The sequence below is a fragment of the Alkalimonas mucilaginosa genome (genome assembly GCF_036327005.1).
GTDB lineage: Bacteria > Pseudomonadota > Gammaproteobacteria > Enterobacterales > Alteromonadaceae > Alkalimonas > Alkalimonas mucilaginosa.
Genome location: NZ_JAUGZK010000020.1, coordinates 26,350 through 41,861, shown reverse-complemented (window position 1 = coordinate 41,861; position 15,512 = coordinate 26,350). Strand labels below are relative to the sequence as shown.

The 15,512-nt window shown below is 50.0% G+C and carries 15 protein-coding genes; 4 read left to right on the top strand and 11 right to left on the bottom strand.

The features are described 5' to 3' along the window. Positions 1 to 63: 63 nt before the first annotated feature. On the bottom strand, positions 64 to 1,104 hold the full coding sequence (locus tag QWF21_RS17380) for a Leu/Phe/Val dehydrogenase (protein ID WP_330089323.1): 1,041 nt from the start codon (positions 1,102 to 1,104) through the stop codon (positions 64 to 66). 237 nt (positions 1,105 to 1,341) lie between these two features. On the opposite strand from QWF21_RS17380, the gene QWF21_RS17375 reads away from it, so the two are divergent. Beyond that, complete coding sequence (locus tag QWF21_RS17375; RefSeq protein ID WP_330089322.1) at positions 1,342 to 1,764, top strand: DUF4826 family protein; 423 nt, start codon at positions 1,342 to 1,344, stop codon at positions 1,762 to 1,764. Positions 1,765 to 1,809: 45 nt separating this feature from the next. On the opposite strand, the gene QWF21_RS17370 is transcribed toward QWF21_RS17375, so the two are convergent. Genes QWF21_RS17370 through QWF21_RS17350 form a run of 5 tightly spaced genes read right to left on the bottom strand, consistent with a single transcriptional unit; the run spans position 1,810 to position 6,823 of the window. Further along, the gene (locus tag QWF21_RS17370; RefSeq protein WP_330089321.1) at positions 1,810 to 2,964 is read right to left on the bottom strand and encodes a ribosomal protein uL16 3-hydroxylase; all 1,155 of its coding nucleotides are present in this window, start codon (positions 2,962 to 2,964) and stop codon (positions 1,810 to 1,812) included. Positions 2,965 to 2,983: 19 nt separating this feature from the next. Then, on the bottom strand, positions 2,984 to 4,354 hold the full coding sequence (purB, locus tag QWF21_RS17365) for an adenylosuccinate lyase (RefSeq protein WP_330089320.1): 1,371 nt from the start codon (positions 4,352 to 4,354) through the stop codon (positions 2,984 to 2,986). Between the two features lie 33 nt (positions 4,355 to 4,387). Next, positions 4,388 to 5,008: a high frequency lysogenization protein HflD gene (hflD, locus tag QWF21_RS17360; protein ID WP_330089319.1), complete on the bottom strand. Its 621-nt coding sequence runs from the start codon at positions 5,006 to 5,008 to the stop codon at positions 4,388 to 4,390. Between the two features lie 3 nt (positions 5,009 to 5,011). Continuing rightward, positions 5,012 to 6,112, bottom strand: a complete 1,101-nt coding sequence (mnmA, locus tag QWF21_RS17355; protein WP_330089318.1) for a tRNA 2-thiouridine(34) synthase MnmA — start codon at positions 6,110 to 6,112, stop codon at positions 5,012 to 5,014. A 42-nt stretch (positions 6,113 to 6,154) separates the two neighbouring features. Next, positions 6,155 to 6,823: a pseudouridine synthase gene (locus QWF21_RS17350; RefSeq protein ID WP_330089317.1), complete on the bottom strand. Its 669-nt coding sequence runs from the start codon at positions 6,821 to 6,823 to the stop codon at positions 6,155 to 6,157. 330 nt (positions 6,824 to 7,153) lie between these two features. Here QWF21_RS17350 and QWF21_RS17345 point away from each other — a divergent pair, with 330 nt between their 5' ends. After that, positions 7,154 to 9,379, top strand: a complete 2,226-nt coding sequence (locus QWF21_RS17345) for an NADP-dependent isocitrate dehydrogenase (protein WP_330089316.1) — start codon at positions 7,154 to 7,156, stop codon at positions 9,377 to 9,379. A 157-nt stretch (positions 9,380 to 9,536) separates the two neighbouring features. On the opposite strand, the gene cspD is transcribed toward QWF21_RS17345, so the two are convergent. Then, complete coding sequence (gene cspD, locus QWF21_RS17340) at positions 9,537 to 9,761, bottom strand: cold shock domain-containing protein CspD (protein WP_330089315.1); 225 nt, start codon at positions 9,759 to 9,761, stop codon at positions 9,537 to 9,539. A 191-nt stretch (positions 9,762 to 9,952) separates the two neighbouring features. Between cspD and clpS the strand changes: the two genes are divergently transcribed. Together clpS and clpA are read left to right on the top strand one after the other, a co-directional pair. Further along, a complete protein-coding gene (gene clpS / locus QWF21_RS17335; protein WP_330089314.1) occupies positions 9,953 to 10,273 on the top strand; it encodes an ATP-dependent Clp protease adapter ClpS in 321 nt (106 codons plus the stop codon). 51 nt (positions 10,274 to 10,324) lie between these two features. Continuing rightward, positions 10,325 to 12,583, top strand: a complete 2,259-nt coding sequence (gene clpA / locus QWF21_RS17330) for an ATP-dependent Clp protease ATP-binding subunit ClpA (protein WP_330089313.1) — start codon at positions 10,325 to 10,327, stop codon at positions 12,581 to 12,583. 65 nt (positions 12,584 to 12,648) lie between these two features. Here the strand turns inward: clpA and infA are convergent, their stop codons facing one another. From infA to trxB, 4 genes are all read right to left on the bottom strand, one after another. Further along, the gene (gene infA, locus QWF21_RS17325) at positions 12,649 to 12,867 is read right to left on the bottom strand and encodes a translation initiation factor IF-1 (RefSeq protein WP_091341339.1); all 219 of its coding nucleotides are present in this window, start codon (positions 12,865 to 12,867) and stop codon (positions 12,649 to 12,651) included. A gap of 88 nt (positions 12,868 to 12,955) precedes the next feature. Continuing rightward, complete coding sequence (locus QWF21_RS17320; RefSeq protein WP_330089312.1) at positions 12,956 to 13,654, bottom strand: arginyltransferase; 699 nt, start codon at positions 13,652 to 13,654, stop codon at positions 12,956 to 12,958. Continuing rightward, positions 13,647 to 14,363 (bottom strand): leucyl/phenylalanyl-tRNA--protein transferase, encoded by a 717-nt coding sequence (gene aat / locus QWF21_RS17315; RefSeq protein ID WP_330089311.1) that lies wholly within the window; start codon positions 14,361 to 14,363, stop codon positions 13,647 to 13,649. Before aat ends, QWF21_RS17320 begins: the two co-directional genes overlap by 8 nt. A gap of 12 nt (positions 14,364 to 14,375) precedes the next feature. After that, on the bottom strand, positions 14,376 to 15,329 hold the full coding sequence (gene trxB / locus QWF21_RS17310) for a thioredoxin-disulfide reductase (protein ID WP_330089310.1): 954 nt from the start codon (positions 15,327 to 15,329) through the stop codon (positions 14,376 to 14,378). Between the last annotated feature and the right edge of the window lie 183 nt (positions 15,330 to 15,512).

The following is a 15,512-nucleotide window of genomic DNA, read 5'->3' as shown; positions in this document are numbered from 1 at the left end:
ACCGGGGTTTGTCAGTAATCTGAAAAGGACCCTAGGGTCCTTTTTTTAGTGCTAACACAAAGATTAACGGCCTTTAGCAATAATCTCCTGGGCCATAATATCGGCGACCAGGTGGGTAGATTTTTGCTCGCTGTCGGCGCGTTGGAAAATTTGCAGTAGGGTATCGTAAATTTGCTTTACCTTAGCGGTAGCGTCATCGGCATTGTAACCTTCCGGCCGCATTTCCATGTACACATTGATGATGCCACCAGCGTTGATGACATAATCCGGTGCGTACAGAATACCGCGTTCGCGCAACATGTCGCCATGACGGGCTTGTTGCAGCTGGTTGTTGGCGCAACCGGCCACTACTTTGGCATTCAGTTGTGGAATGGTGTCATCATTGAGGGTAGCACCTAAGGCACAAGGGGCGTAAATGTCGACATCCTGGGCATAGATTTCATCCAGAGCCACTGCAGTGGCCCCAAATTGCTGCACAGCGCGCTCAACTGCTTGTGGGTTGATATCGGTGACGAAAAGTTCTGCACCTTCTTTATGCAGATGCTCGCACAGATAAAAGCCAACACTGCCAAGGCCCTGAATAGCTACTTTCAGACCTTTCAGGGAATCCACCCCAAATTGATGTTTGGCAGCAGCACGAATGCCCTGGTAAGTACCGATGGCGGTGAAAGGCCCTGGATTGCCACTTTTGCCTTCCAGTCCTGCTACATAAGGGGTTTCCTTATTCACCATCATGATATCGCCAGTGGTGATATTGACATCTTCGGCACTGTAATAGCTACCGCCCAACCGGTGCAGGTGGCGGCCAAAAGCGCGGAACAGGGCTTCGGATTTAATGGTTTTGGCATCGCCGATGATAACGGACTTGCCACCACCGATCGGCAGGCCAGCCATGGCATTTTTGTAAGTCATGCCTTTCGATAAACGCAGTACATCACGAATGGCTTCTTCGTCATTGGCGTAGTTCCATAAACGACAACCACCCACTGCTGGTCCCAGAGCGGTGCTGTGAACCGCAATAATGGCTTTTAAACCGGTTTCCTGATCACTGCAAAAGACAACTTGTTCGTGCTGATCAAACTCTGTGTGATTGAATACGGCCACTTTGACTCTCCGCTGGCATAAAAGTAATGGGTCCGTACAGCCTAATAAGGCTGAACAGACCGTATTTTGCGCTGCGCAATGTATCATTTCAGACCGGGTTTCGCCAGTAGCTGACAGATTTATTGACTGCTCGGACCTGGCTAATTGTCGACAATCATGAACAAGCCCAAACAGACTTGATTGTCGGTTGGAGCTGGCATAGAGTAGCCTCATGGTTTAATGAAGTAGATAGTAAGCATGAATGAACAACTAACAGAGCAGCAACAAAGTGAGTGGGTGCGCAAGCAATTCCAAAAAGGCAATGAGTATCTGGCTGCCAAAGGCATCCTTCCTGATCAGGTGGTGGTGCAAGATTCACGTTATTTAGTGCCACTGATCGCGGTATGGCGGATAAAAAGCCAGGATCGCAAAGAGTACTGGGTGTTGACCGGAGATTTGCCAACGGATCATATGGCACTTAGTGCGGCGGCTGATGCAAAAGACGCCATTCGTGCCTTTTCATTGCATTGGCAACTAAAAGCGCAGCAGATATTGAATGCTAATCAGGGCGATAAAACGCAACTCGATTTCGCGGAACTCTTGATTAGCCGGGCACATAGCCTGTATGAGCTGTTTGACAATGATGCCATTTGGCAGAATCAACCATCGGAAACAGTGTAAAGATAACATGACATAGCCACTGTCAGCTGGCTATGTCATCAAGCCTTATTCCACAAAATACCAATAACCTTGATTGATCAATTGGGTGATAAAGGCCAAGCGCTCAGGGGTCTGACTGAAGTGTCGGCTTTGCTGTTCGTTTAATTGGATCTGATCGGTGAGCAAGCGGGCACTATCGAGCTCACTGGGTGGCAAAGGGAAGCGATCACCGTTAATAAATAACTGCACATCCGCATCGGCATCGGTTTGCTGGTAACAGCAGCGCAAGCCACCAAGACGGCCAAGCACTGAGCCTTCTGTCAAATACTCGGCAATTTCTTCAAGCTGATAATGCGGCTCTGGCTCTTGCAGATCCAGTTCGCGCTTGGCTTGGCTGATATAGCTGCCAAACCAGTGGCTTAGCAAATCATCATCTGCCAGCAGTTGCTGCATTAGTTGCCTTACCTGTGCCAGATCGCGGCTACTGATTTCACCCGGTGACTGGCAGCGCAACCTGCCAGGATCATTGAAGCGCTTTCCTTCCATTTGAAAGTCGAGCAGGTAATCGGCCAGGCCGCCTACCAGATCCTTTTGTGCCGGAGCGCGAAAACCAACCGAGTAATTCAGGCTGGGCTCAAGCGAGATACCATCGTGCGGACAGCCTGGTGGAATGTAGAGAATATCACCAGGCTCCATCACTTCGTCGATACAGGCGGTAAAATCACTGACCTGCAACAGACGTGGGTGAGGGCAGAATTGCTCCAGACTGGCATCGGGCATGCCAACGCGCCAGCGTCGTTTACCTGTTCCCTGAATGATAAACACATCGTACTGGTCCAGGTGTGGGCCAACACCACCTCCGGGCACAGAGAAACTGACCATCAGGTCGTCAATCCGCCAGTTGGGAATAAACCGAAAGGGCTCCAGCAGTCTGGCAGCATCCGGTTGCCAGTAATCGACGGCTTGCACCAATAAGGTCCAGTTTTGTTCACCGTATTTATCAAAGCTGTCAAAAGGGCCCTCATCCAGCAGCCACTGGTTACCCTCTTTTTGGATCAGACGGCCATCGACCTGCTCATCCAAAGCCAGCCCAGCCAGTTCATCGGCTGAAATAGGATCCTGAAAGTTGGCAAAACCGCCCTTGATAAGCAGTGGTTTTTGCTGCCAATATTCGGCCAAAAATTGTTCAACGCTGAGCGTGCCGAGGTGTAAGCTGTACATAATCTTTGCTCCAAAGCCATTAAGGCAAGCGATCAACCAGGGCGATGGCGTCCCCAATGTAACCTGCAGGGGTAAACTGCTGCATCATGGCTTTGCCTTCTGCCGGCATGTCTAATTGCTCAATAAAAGCATGTAAATCTGCCGGAGTTATCCGCTTACCGCGGGTGAGCTCTTTTAGTTTTTCATAAGGCTTTTCAATGCCAAACTTACGCATCACGGTTTGAACCGGCTCGGCCAGTAGTTCCCAGTTGGCATCCAGTTCGGCCAGCAGGCTGGCCTCGTTGACTTCCAGTTTGCTGATGCCTTTTAAAGTTGCCTGATAAGCAATCAGGCTGTAGCCGATGCCAACACCCAGGTTGCGCAATACCGTGGAGTCGGTCAGATCACGCTGCCAGCGGGAAACGGGTAATTTGGCAGCCAAGTGATCAAAAATTGCATTGGCCAGCCCAAGGTTGCCTTCCGAGTTTTCGAAGTCTATCGGGTTTACTTTATGCGGCATGGTGGATGAGCCAATTTCACCGGCGACTGTTTTTTGTTTGAAATGGCCCAGTGCAATGTAGCCCCAGATATCACGATCAAAGTCGATCAGGATTGTATTAAAGCGGGCGATGGCATCAAACAACTCGGCGATGTAATCGTGCGGTTCAATCTGGGTGGTATAGGGGTTCCAGCTTAAGCCCAGACTGGTAACAAACTGCTCGGAAATCTGGTGCCAGTCAAGCTTTGGGTAAGCCGACAAATGGGCATTGTAATTACCAACGGCACCATTAAATTTACCCAGCAGGCTAATAGCGGCAATTTGATCACGTTGCCGCTTGAGTCGCATATAAACGTTGGCCATTTCTTTGCCCATGGTCGTGGGGGATGCTGGTTGGCCATGGGTACGTGCCATCATGGGGATGCTTTTGTAATCGACAGCCAATTGGCGGATGGCATTTAGCAACTGATCGCAGTAGGGCAGGATCACTTGTTCGCGGGCATCTTTAAGCATCAGGCCATGCGATAAATTGTTGATGTCTTCCGAGGTACAGGCAAAGTGAATAAACTCCGTCACGGCATGCAGTTCGCTATTGGCTGCGACCTTTTCTTTGAGTAAGTATTCCACCGCTTTCACATCGTGGTTGGTGGTGCGCTCTATCTCTTTGACCCGTGCAGCATCGGCCAGGCTGAAATCTGCCACTATAGCGTCCAGCACGGCATTGGCCTGGTTGCTTAGAGCTGGTACTTCAGAGATACCAGCAATGCTGGCCATCTGCTGCAACCAGCGCACTTCCACAGTAACCCGGTATTTGATCAGGCCAAACTCGCTGAAAAAGTCGCGTAGTTCCGTGGTTTTACTGCCATAACGGCCATCCACCGGCGATAAAGCGGTCAGTGCGTTCAGTTCCATGGTGCTTCCTCTAAAGCTAAAAATAAAATTCGGTTAGTCTTGCAACGCTTTACGCGCCTCTTGGACCAAATGCTTGCGTTTAAACAGCAGGTGCCAACGGCTGCCTCCAGCCTGTCGCCATAGCACAGCAGCACGAACTGCTGCTAACAGCAAAGCGCGTACCTTATGTTGCACCTGAGTTTGCTTGAGCAGCTCAGGCTGGCCTGCCACCTGAATGCGTGTACCAAGGGTGCTAATGCATTCAATGTAAATATCCGCCATGTTTGCCAATAAGGTATCATCGGTAATGCTGAAATGCTCCAGTTGGCGTGCCAACTGCTGCAAGCGTTTGCCAAGGGCTGCCATATTGGAGCCGCTTTTTGCCAGGCGTCGCTCCAGTGCCAGCACAGCGACCACATAACGGGTAATTTCAACATCTTTGTTCGGGTTATCCCCCAGTTGTTGCAGCAACACTTGATAGCCGCTGCGCAAATGCCTTTGCTCGCCGCCATAAATATCCAGGGGGGTATCGGCATCCAGTATGGCGACACTGTTCAGCATCAACTCCAGCTCGGTTGGATCGACTTCTTTGGTTTTGGCGACAGCTTTCACCAAACTGAGTGCCTGGCACAAGGCCGCCAGGGCCATTACTTGGGTAGAAAAACTTGCTTGCATAGGTTAATTCAGTGCCTTATCAATAATGCCACCACCAAGACAGACTTCATCCAGATAAAAGACCGCCGACTGGCCAGGTGTTACGGCTTTTTGTGGGCTATCGAATTCGACAGCCATGGAGCCATTGGCTAATGGGGTAAGGGTACAAGGAATGTCGTGCTGGCGGTAGCGGGTTTTTACAGTACAGCGCAGTACTTGCGTGGGACCGGTACGATCTACCCAGTGCAATTGGCTGGCTATCAGGCCTTTTGCAAACAGGCTTGGATGCTCTGCGCCCTGAACCACCAGCAGGCGATTATTGGTTAAGTCTTTTCCTGCTACGTACCAGGGATCGTCGCCACTGTTTTTCAGGCCACCGATGCCAAGCCCTTTGCGCTGGCCTAGCGTGTGGTACATCAGACCTTCGTGCCGGCCTATGACGTCACCCTCTGGCGTGACGATATCACCGGGTTGGGCTGGCAGATACTGCTGCAAAAAATCTTTGAACTTGCGTTCACCAATAAAGCAAATGCCGGTGCTGTCTTTTTTGTCGTGGGTAATAAAGCCTTGCTGCTCAGCAATGGTTCGTACTTCATGCTTTTCCAGCTCACCAACCGGGAACAGGGTTTGCGCGATATGCTCTTCCCCTAGGGTGTACAAAAAATAGCTCTGATCTTTGTTTTGATCGAGGCCACGCAGTAATTGCCATTGGTTATTGAGCCTGCGGCGGCGGACATAATGGCCGGTTGCAATGTAATCCGCCTGCAGCGCCTCTGCAGCAAACTCAAGGAATGCTTTAAATTTAATTTCCTTGTTGCACATGATATCCGGGTTGGGGGTACGGCCTGCTTTGTATTCAGCCAGGAAGTACTCAAACACCTGGTCCCAGTACTCGGCGGCAAAATTCACTTTATGCAGTTTAATGCCCAGTTGGTCGCAAACCTGCTGCGCATCCGCCATATCTTCAGCAGCAGCACAGTATTCATCGTTGTCGTCTTCTTCCCAGTTTTTCATAAACAGGCCTTCGACCTGGTAGCCTTGCTGCAACAGCAAATAGGCGGAAACGGATGAATCCACACCGCCGGACATGCCGACGATGACTTTCTTTGGCGTGGAAGCTGACATGAGGCCCTTACAACTCGGAAAAAATTGGGCCGGATTATACCATTATTTTTTGCCCTTCACACCCGAAAAGCGCCGGGGTTTTGCCGGATAGGACTGGTCCGACACTGTGGTTTTGCCAAGGAAGCCGGCCGGGATACTCAGCTCACGGTGCTCCCCGGGGGCCAGGTTCTGCAAGTGCCAATCACCTATCGCTACCCGAATAAGACGTAAAGTAGGGAAGCCAACGGCGGCAGTCATACGCCGTACCTGACGGTTACGACCTTCGGTAATGGTGAGCTCAAGCCAACTGGTGGGGATCTGTTTACGTTGTCGGATCGGTGGCTGCCGTGGCCAGACCTCTGGACTGCTAAGCAGTCTGGCTTTGGCGGGCCTGGTTGGGCCGTCATTCAGCTCAACGCCCTGTTCCAGTAGCTGCAGAGCTTCTGCTGTGATACTGCCTTCGAGCTGTACCCAATAGGTTTTTTCCAGTTTGTGTTGGGGGTTGGCGATGCGGTGTTGCAGGGGGCCATGATTGGTTAATAACAACAAGCCTTCGCTGTCGTAATCCAGACGGCCAGCTGCATACAGATCCGGATAGGGGATGAAGTCTTTCAGCGTTTGCCGTTGCTTTGGGCTTTGATCGGTAAACTGACAAAGCACTTGATAGGGTTTGTTTAAAGCGATCAATCGGTAAGGTTCGACCTTGGTCGGATTGTGTTTTTTCGGCTTCACTGTAGGGTTCTGTGTACAAAAAGCGGTTGCGATGGCTGACAGGCTAGCATAAAAAACCATTTGGTTCAGGTTTGAAACTGTCAGCTGCTTTTTTTGCGCTTACTAGGCGTGGCTTAGGGGAGCTGTTATAATCCCGGCGTTTTTCTACCTATCCGGCTGCAGCTGAGTGTGTGGTGCATGCTGCCAGCTGCAGCCGGATAGGTAGCATGCTGTCAGGTTGTTAGTGCTTGCAGTACGCAGGGCTTTGTGTTTAAAACAACGCCGGGCCTGAGGGAACACACTGCAATTCCGGGCCCTTATCATGGGGAAGCCATTTCAATAGGAATCATTATGTCGACTGAAAACTCAAAAATTATCTACACTGAAACCGATGAAGCGCCAGCGCTGGCGACCTACTCCTTATTGCCAATTATCCAGGCTTTTACCAAAGCAGCCGGGGTTTCAGTTGAAACACGCGACATCTCATTATCTGGCCGGATTATTGCCAATTTCCCGGAGTTTTTAACGGCAGAGCAGCGCCAGTCCGATGCACTGGCTGAGCTGGGTGAACTGGCGAAAACGCCGGCAGCTAACATTATTAAGTTGCCGAATATTAGTGCCTCGGTCCCGCAATTAAACGCTGCCATTAAAGAGTTGCAACAGCAGGGGTATGCACTGCCAGATTACCCGGCTGAGCCAAAGACTGAACAAGAGAAAGACATCAAAGCCCGTTACGACAAAATCAAAGGCAGTGCAGTGAACCCTGTGCTGCGTGAAGGCAACTCTGATCGTCGTGCACCGGCATCGGTGAAAAACTACGCGAAAAAACACCCCCATAAAATGGGTGTCTGGAGCAAAGAATCCAAGTCGCATGTCGCTCATATGCAAGATGGTGATTTTTTTGGTTCAGAGCAATCCACTACTTTTGCGGCTGCCGATGATTTGCAGATCCTGCTCAATAGCAATGGACAGCAGCAAGTACTGAAAGCCAGTGTGCCAGTACAGGCCGGCGAAGTAGTCGATGCGGCTGTAATGAGCAAAAGCGCATTGTGTACTTTTTTCGAAAAAGAAACAGCGGCAGCTAAAGCGGAAGATGTGTTGTTGTCGCTGCACTTAAAAGCCACCATGATGAAAGTATCCGATCCCATTATGTTTGGCCATGCCGTCCGTGTTTATTTCCAGGCTCTGTTTGCCAAACACGCCGACACCTTCAAACAACTGGATGTGGACCCCAGCAATGGATTTGGTGATGTAGTTGCAAAAATTGCCCGGTTAGACGATGCCAAACGGGCAGAAATTGAAGCCGATATTCAAGCTGTCTATCAGCAGCAACCAGCGCTGGCTATGGTTAATTCTGATAAAGGAATTACCAACTTGCACGTACCGAGCGACATCATTATTGACGCCTCCATGCCGGCGATGATCCGTGAGTCTGGCCAAATGTGGGGACCGGATGGCAAGTTAAAAGATACCAAGGCGCTGATCCCGGATCGTTGCTACGCAGGTGTCTATCAGGAAACCATCGCCTTTTGTAAAGAGCATGGTGCTTTTGATCCGTCCAGCATGGGCACAGTGCCAAATGTTGGCCTGATGGCGCAAAAAGCAGAAGAATATGGCTCACATGACAAAACGTTTGAAATTCCAGCCGATGGTACTGTTCAGGTTGTGAACAAAGCTGGCGAAGTGGTGTTTGAACATAAGGTAGAGCAAGGTGATATCTGGCGCATGTGCCAGGTAAAAGACGCTCCAATTCGGGATTGGGTCAAGCTGGCGGTGAACCGTGCCCGTTTGAGCAATACCCCGGCGGTATTCTGGTTGGATAGCGAGCGTGCTCATGACAGCGAGCTGATTGCGAAGGTGGAAAGCTATCTGCAAGAGCATGATACCGATGGTTTGGAGCTGCACATTATGGCTCCGGTGGATGCAACCCGTTTTACCCTGCAACGGGTCAAAGCAGGTCAGGACACCATTTCGGTTACCGGCAACGTCTTGCGTGATTACCTGACTGATTTGTTCCCAATCCTTGAGCTTGGTACCAGTGCCAAGATGTTGTCCATTGTGCCATTGATGAATGGCGGTGGTTTATTTGAAACCGGTGCTGGTGGCTCTGCACCCAAGCATGTGCAGCAACTTGAAGCGGAAAACCACTTGCGCTGGGATTCCCTGGGCGAGTTCCTGGCATTGGCCGCGTCACTGGAGCACTTAAGCCAGGTAACCGACAATGCCCGTGCACAGGTGCTGGCGGATACGCTGGATCAGGCAACCGCCAAGTTTCTGGATACCAACAAATCACCTTCACGTAAGGTCAAAGAGTTGGACAACCGCGGCAGCCATTTCTATCTGGCACTTTACTGGGCAGAGGCTCTGGCCGCACAAAGCAAAGACAGTGAGCTGCAACAGCGCTTCAGTAAGCTGGCAGAGCAACTGACTGCCAATGAAGCGCAGATAGTGCGTGAGCTAAATGAGGTGCAGGGAATCGCTGTTGATCTGGGGGGCTACTATCGCCCATCCGCAGAGCTGGCCAGCAAAGTGATGCGCCCAAGCGCAACCTTTAATCAGGCACTAAGCAGCCTGTAAGGCAATGAAAATAGCCCCGGCCATAACATGGATGTTGTGGCCTCGCGGTTGGTTTGGTTGCGCCTTGGCTGACTAAGGGCAAAAATAAGCAATAAAAACCCAGGCACTGCATGCAGTGCCTGTTTGTTTGTACAGGAAAGTCGCTGCTGAACGGTGTTCAGATGTCGGACTTTTCCTCTCCAGGCAGTACGATATTGACGGCGTGCAGCCCTTTAGGGCCTTCCGCCAAATCAAACTGGACATCCTGCCCGGCTTTCAGGGTACGGTAACCATCCATCGAAATGGTGGAGTAGTGCGCAAAAATGTCTTCATCTCTGCCATCTTCCCGGATAAATCCAAAGCCTTTGGCATTGTTGAACCATTTTACTTTACCGGTAGCCATACTACTTACATCCTTCTTTGAGTGAGCTAAATTCTGTGTGCAGGTATAATAATTTCAGGGCAAATAGGTTACCCTAGTACTTAATGTAGATAATTCGCGCAAACAGTCAAGTTTTTTGCAATTAAATCTCCAGTTTTTTACGAAATGTTAATCTACAAAGGGCTTAAACTTGGAAGGTATGGCAATAGTCTATGAGTTGGTTTAAAGAGCTAGGTATAGAACACGAAGGTCTGGAGCAGTTAACCAGACAAAAAGTAGAGCCACCGGCTATGTACCGGGTAATTCTGCACAACGATGATTACACCCCAATGGATTTTGTGATTGATGTGCTGATCCGCTTTTTCAATATGCAATACGAGCAAGCGAGTGAGGTGATGTTACAGGTCCACCACAAAGGCAGTGCCACCTGTGGGGTTTTTACCGCCGAAATTGCAGAAACCAAAGTGCTGCAGGTGACCGAATATGCAAAATCCCACGAACATCCATTGCTTTGTTCGATGGAACGAGCTTAACTTAAGGTAACAGCATAAGCACCAACCTAAGATGCAGTCAGGAGTACATCTATGTTGAATAAAGATCTCGAGTTGACACTAAATCTGGCATTTCGTTTTGCCAGAGAACGTCGCCATGAGTACATGACTGTAGAGCATTTGCTGCTGGCATTGTTGGATAACCCTGCTGCCGGGGATGCACTGAAATCCTGTGGCGCTAATATTGAAAAACTGCGCCTTGAATTGGCTACCTTTATTGATTCGACAACACCATTGCTGCCTGAAGGGGATGCTGAACGTGATACCCAGCCAACCCTTGGCTTTCAGCGAGTACTGCAACGGGCTGTTTTCCATGTGCAATCATCAGGGAAAACCGAAGTAACAGGTGCCAATGTGCTGGTGGCTATTTTTAGTGAGCAAGAATCGCAGGCTGTGTATTTACTGAAAAAAGTCGATATCAGCAGGCTGGATGTGGTGAATTACATCTCTCATGGTGTCATTAAAACAGAAAAGTTAGAGCAACACGAAGAAAGCAGTCAGGATGATTTAGCAGAAGCCCCTGCCGAAGAGGCCCGCTCGCTGGATAATTATACTGCCAACTTAAATGCACTGGCCAGGCTGGGCCAGATTGATCCGCTGATAGGGCGGGACGCCGAATTAGAGCGTGCTATTCAGGTGCTGTGCCGCCGAAAGAAAAACAACCCACTGTTGGTTGGCGAAGCGGGGGTCGGCAAAACAGCCATCGCTGAAGGTCTGGCTTTTCGCATTGTGAACAAGCAAGTCCCTGAAGTGATAGAAAATGGCACTATTTATTCTTTGGATATGGGGGCCTTGCTGGCTGGCACCAAATACCGTGGCGATTTTGAAAAACGCCTGAAGTCCTTGCTAAAAGAGCTGGAGAAAGAAGAAGGCGCCATTCTGTTTATTGATGAAATCCATACGGTGATTGGTGCCGGGGCTGCCTCTGGCGGAGTAATGGATGCTTCAAACCTGATCAAACCATTGTTGTCCAGTGGCCGGTTGCGCTGCATTGGTTCTACCACGTATCAGGAGTTCAAAAACATCTTTGAAAAAGACACCGCTTTGGTGCGTCGCTTTCAGAAAATTGATGTTACAGAGCCAAGTGTGGAAGATACCACTCGTATTTTGCAAGGATTGAAAGAGCGTTACGAAAAGCATCACAGTGTCCGCTATACCCAAAAAGCATTGCGTGCAGCTGCGGAGTTATCGGCAAAATACATCAATGAGCGCCATCTACCAGATAAAGCCATTGATGTCATAGATGAGGCCGGTGCCAGTCAGCGCTTGTTGCCAGAGTCGCGGCGTAAAAAAGTGATCAATGTACCGGATATCGAGCATGTGATCGCCAAAATGGCCCGTATTCCGGAAAAGTCTGTGTCTGCTTCGGATCGTGATGTGCTGAGCAACCTCGACCGAAACCTGAAGCTGGTTGTATTTGGCCAGGATGCAGCAATTGACGCTTTGACGGCTGCTATTCGCTTGTCTCGCTCTGGGCTTGGCAGTGAAGAAAAGCCGATCGGCAGCTTTTTGTTTGCAGGTCCGACTGGTGTGGGTAAAACCGAAGTCACCAAGCAACTGGCCCGGGTGATGGGGGTAGAGTTGTTACGCTTTGATATGTCAGAGTACGTCGAGCGTCACGCTATTAGTCGCTTAATTGGTGCTCCTCCTGGTTATGTTGGTTTTGAGCAGGGGGGCTTGTTGACCGACGCGGTCTCGAAACATCCTTACGCGGTGGTGTTGCTGGATGAAATTGAAAAAGCGCACAGTGATATTTACAATATTCTGCTGCAAGTGATGGATCACGGCACTTTAACTGATAACAATGGCCGTAAAATCGACTTCCGGAATGTGGTACTGGTCATGACCACCAATGCGGGGGTGCAGGAAACAGTTCGGAAATCCATTGGCTTCCAGCAACAGGATCACAGCCATGATGCGATGGCCGAAATAAACCGGACTTTTACCCCGGAGTTTCGTAACCGGTTGGATAGCATTATCTGGTTCGAGCACTTAACCACAACCATTATTCTGCAGGTCGTGGATAAGTTTATTTGTGAGTTGCAAGCACAGTTGGATAAAAAGCAAGTGTCGTTGGAGCTATCGGCCGAGGCCAGAGCCTGGTTGGCAGAAAAAGGCTACGATCGTGCTATGGGTGCCCGTCCTATGGCCCGGTTAATTCAGGAGCAGCTTAAAAAGCCGCTGGCCAACGAAATTCTGTTTGGTCGCTTGCTACAAGGCGGAGATGTTCGGGTAGAACTACTGGAAGATAAGCTAAGCTTCCAGTTTCAGGAAGAGGCAGAACCTGCTTAATCCTAAGCACACAAAAAACCCGCAGTGCGGGTTTTTTGTTGTCAGCTACCGCTGAAAAAACGGTTTTAGCGCTGGCGGAATACGATACGGCCTTTGCTCAGATCGTAAGGTGTCAGTTCAACAGTGACTTTGTCGCCAGTCAGGATCCGAATGTAGTGCTTGCGCATTTTGCCGGAAATATGAGCTATGACCACATGGCCATTCTCCAGCTCAACTTTAAACATAGTGTTTGGCAAGGTATCTAAAATGGTGCCTTGCATTTCAATTACATCTTCTTTCGCCATTCAGCGTACTCGCCTCTGATAGTGTGAAAATTAAAACAGCGCAGATTGTGCCGAAATCCAGCAGCCTTGTAAAGCAAGACTGGCTTTTTTAAGCAATTGTCTGCCACTTTTCAGCAGAAAAGCGTTGTTGTGGCTGAAATTCTGCTTTGTAGGCCATTTTAGCACAGTCGGCAACGTAATAGCCGAGATACAGATAAGCTTTTTGTTTCTGTTGTGCTTGCTCAATCAAGCCAAGTATTGCCAGCACACCGGGAGAGTAGTGCTGATAATCCGGGTGATAAAAGGTATAGACGGCGGAAAGGGCCTTGTCCAGCACATCAACGACGGTTACGGCGATCAGTTGCTGCTGATGATAAATCTCCAGAACTTTGACAGGGAGCCAATTGCAGTGCAATAAAGAGTCGAGTTGCTCCGGGCTAGGTGGATACATGGCTCCATCGGCATGCCTGGCATTAATATAACGCTGGTACAGCGGGTAATAGTTTGACGATGGAGCAACCAGCCTGGTATGAAAGTGTGCCCGCTTTGCCCGTTGCAGGATACGCCGCTGACGCCGGTTTGGTGCAAAGTTACTGACAGTGAGTCGAACCGATTGGCATTGCTGGCAAGCAGGGCAGTGCGGCCGGTACACATCATTGCCAGAGCGGCGGAAGTTATGTTGCAGTAGCTGTTGGTATAATTGGGCATCTATCGGATGGTCAGGCAATAAAAATACTACCTGCTCTTGTTGCCCTGGCAGATAGCTGCAACGCTCTGGTGCAGTCAAACCAAAGGTCAGCTCAGTCATCGGTTCGCAACTGCAAAGGCTGTACCTGCCAGCAAGCAGGGTGAATGGAGCCTGTAGCTAAGGGTTGCAACAATCGCAGGTAATGAGCCCGGGGCATATGCAGCACGCCCAGGCTATTAAGGTAGTCATTGGGTAGCTGGCAATCAATCCAGCCCCCGTCATGCTGTTGCAGCTGTTGTTGCAATGCAATCAATGCCAAACGGGCGGTACCAGGTTGCCGGTTAAACATCGATTCACCACAAAACAGTTGCCCTATGCAAACACCATAAAGACCACCGACCAGGCTATCCTGTTGCCAGACTTCAATGCTGTGAGCATGTCCCTGCAGATGCAGTTGATAATAAGCTTGCTGCATTTGCGGCACTATCCAGGTATCACTTTGTCTGGCCCGGGGAGCTGCACAGCCTGCGACAACGCGTTGAAACGCCTGGTTTACACTGAACTGGTAGCCCATGCGGCGGCACTGCTTGCGCAAGGTGCGGTTTAACTGCAATTGATTGGGTTCAAACAGCGCCCGCACGGAGGGGCTCCACCACAGAATGGGATCGCCCTGGCAGAACCAGGGGAAGATACCTTGGTGATAGGCTGCGAGCAAACGGGCGGGGGATAAATCCCCCCCCATGGCCAATAAGCCGTCTGGCTCATGCAAGGCCTGGCTTAGTGGTGGAAAACTAAGCTGTTGTGTAAGTTCAGGCAGGAACACCGCCACAAAGCCACCAGGTTACTTTAATGCGTCCAGATAGCGCTCTGCATCCAGCGCTGCCATGCAGCCGCTACCCGCAGAGGTAATGGCCTGACGATAGATATGATCCATCACGTCACCTGCGGCAAAAACCCCTTCAATGCTGGTTTGGGTGGCATTGCCCTCGGTGCCGGATTGCACTTTTAAGTAGCCATTGTGCATCTCCAACTGGCCGGCAAAAATATCGGTGTTGGGCTTATGGCCGATGGCAATAAACACACCCTGCACATCCAGTTGTTCTGGTGCTTCACCCTTGGTGGATTTTAACCGCACACCAGTGACACCCATATCATCGCCCAACACTTCATCCAGTTCACGATGCAGGTGCAAAATAATGTTGCCACTTTCTACTTTTTTCATTAAACGGTCGATCAGAATTTTCTCTGAACGAAAGCTGTCACGCCGGTGTACCAGATGTACTTCAGCAGCGATGTTGGATAAATACAGGGCTTCTTCAACCGCAGTATTACCACCACCTACTACCACCACTTTCTGGTTGCGGTAAAAGAAACCATCGCAGGTAGCGCAAGCAGAAACACCTCGTCCACTAAAAGCTTGCTCAGACTCCAATCCGAGATACTTGGCGGATGCTCCGGTGCAAATGATCAGTGCATCGCAACTGTATGTGCCGTTATCACCTTGCAGGGTAAAGGGGCGCTGTGTCAGATTCACGGTGTGAATATGATCAAAAACAATTTCAGTATCAAAGGTTTCTGCATGTTCTTTCATGCGATCCATCAAAGCAGGGCCAGTCAGGCCGTGTGGATCTCCTGGCCAGTTTTCTACTTCAGTGGTGGTGGTGAGCTGGCCGCCTTGCTGCATACCGGTAATCAATACAGGTTTTAAATTGGCCCTGGCAGCGTAGACTGCAGCTGTGTAGCCGGCGGGGCCTGAGCCAAGAATAAGTAGTTGACTGTGTTTGATCTCTGACATCAGAGTACTCCATGGTTTTCGTTCTTAAGCATATGGGGCTGATTCTACGGAAAGGCAAGCATAAGCGAAAGCTTTCAGTTGCAAAATGCCGTTCTGGGTTAAAAGAGCAAAGCACAACCATGGACTAGGAAAATTTTGACGGCACTGGCGCTTCCATTTAAAGTGAGGGATATGCCAACCCGA